The organism is Gluconobacter sp. P5E10 (assembly GCF_018812145.1).
In the GTDB taxonomy this organism is placed as follows: Bacteria; Pseudomonadota; Alphaproteobacteria; order Acetobacterales; family Acetobacteraceae; genus Gluconobacter; species Gluconobacter cerinus.
The window spans coordinates 1-1,166 of the sequence record NZ_JACRVZ010000030.1 but is presented as its reverse complement, the minus strand read 5'-3'; the positions used below and the strand labels follow the sequence as shown (position 1 = coordinate 1,166).

The following is a 1,166-nucleotide window of genomic DNA, read 5'->3' as shown; positions in this document are numbered from 1 at the left end:
CTTGTGCGGGCCATATGCTTTCGGGGCGTCTTTCCACTGAAGCCCGTTGCGGATCACATAAACGATCCCGCTCAGAACACGCCGGTCATCCACGCGTGCTACTCCATGTGCCAGAGGGAAAAATGGCTCAATCCGCTCCATCTGGCTCTCAGACAGCAAAAACATGTCACTCACAGCCTCACCTCCATCGGTAACCCTGTGAATCACAACGTCTCGCTCAGTTCAATAAATTAATAGGTCCTGAGCCTAGCTCTCTGGCACAGGCCGGTAGTAGACGCCCGATCGGTTGAGTTGCAGCAACGTGTATTGCCGCACGACCGAAAGCCGAGGCCGTTTCAGGTCGATCATTTGCCGCCTCTGATCACGCGCACCCGAACAGAGGCATCGCGCAAAAAATCACGTTCCACCAGTAATTGGCCGATCTTCGCATGCAGCTTCTCCACGTCGGCCGAGCTGGCTGTCGCTTCCGGTGCTGCCTTGCCAGAAAAGAGGCTCGCCATGCCCTCGATCGCCTGGCGCTTCCATTGGGCGATCATCGTCTGATGCACGCCGTGCGTCGACGCCAATTCCGCCAGCGTCTGCTCACCCCGGATCGCCTCCAGCGCGACCCGCGACTTGAACTCACCCGAATACCGTTTCCGCGTAACCTTGCCCATAAACCCGCCCTCTCTCAGGTCGGATTATAGCTTATCGCCCTGTCCGAAAAAGGGGGACCACCTCATTCCGTCAGCGCCCTACACCAGCCCAATGGCGTGCCCCTAGAAGCTTTCGCTCATCACACAAACGTGAATCTCGACAAAAACTCGCTGAACTACCTTTCCATTTGTTTCCTATGTGTTTCCTGCGCCGCGTTTTAGGCAACAAAAAACCCGCCTATGAGGGCGGGTTTTAATGTGTGATATCAATCACTTAATTCATGGTTGCGGGGGTAGGATTTGAACCTACGGCCTTCAGGTTATGAGCCTGACGAGCTACCGGGCTGCTCCACCCCGCGGTGGTATTGGTGATGTTGGTGTTGTGGGAGTGATGAGTGGGCTAGGGGACCTGGCGGCGACCGACTTTTCCGCACCTTGAGGTGCAGTATCATAGGCGCTGAGGGATTTCACGGCCGAGTTCGGGAAGGGATCGGGTGTAGGGCCCTCGCAATGGCCACCAGGTCTTCTAGC

1 protein-coding gene, 1 tRNA gene, 1 rRNA gene and 1 pseudogene are annotated in these 1,166 nt (G+C 56.5%); all 4 read right to left on the bottom strand.

Features of this window, described 5'->3' with window-relative positions:
* On the bottom strand, nucleotides 1-174 hold a 174-nt coding region (locus KP707_RS16525; RefSeq protein ID WP_215769450.1), incomplete at its 3' end, for a transposase.
* 75 nt (nucleotides 175-249) lie between these two features.
* Nucleotides 250-656, bottom strand: a pseudogene (locus tag KP707_RS16520) (transposase); the annotation flags it as partial.
* Between the two features lie 261 nt (nucleotides 657-917).
* Nucleotides 918-994, bottom strand: a tRNA-Met gene (locus tag KP707_RS16515).
* 48 nt (nucleotides 995-1,042) lie between these two features.
* Nucleotides 1,043-1,157 (bottom strand): 5S ribosomal RNA (gene rrf / locus KP707_RS16510).
* Nucleotides 1,158-1,166 lie beyond the last annotated feature (9 nt).